Source organism: Alicyclobacillus sp. CIJ1 (assembly GCF_057538885.1).
Window position 1 is genome coordinate 1 of sequence record NZ_BAAJPH010000030.1, and the last position, 292, is coordinate 292.

At 57.9% G+C, this 292-nt stretch carries 1 rRNA gene; it reads left to right on the forward strand.

The window, feature by feature from the left end:
• Window positions 1–93: 93 nt before the first annotated feature.
• Window positions 94–292 (forward strand): 16S ribosomal RNA (locus tag AC27E8_RS00245); the annotation flags it as partial.

Sequence of the window (292 nt, forward strand, 5' to 3'; positions counted from 1 at the left end):
GCGCGGTGGCGCGGGAATCGCTCCTTGAAAACTAAACACACGAGACCACCAAGCCCGTAAGTCCTTGTGACCGAACGGTCAGGATAAAGCACTTGGATTGAGAGTTTGATCCTGGCTCAGGACGAACGCTGGCGGCGTGCCTAATACATGCAAGTCGAGCGGACCTCTTTTGAGGTCAGCGGCGGACGGGTGAGGAACACGTGGGTAATCTGCCTTTCAGACCGGAATAACGCCCGGAAACGGGCGCTAATGCCGGATACGCCCGCGAGGAGGCATCTTCTTGCGGGGAAAG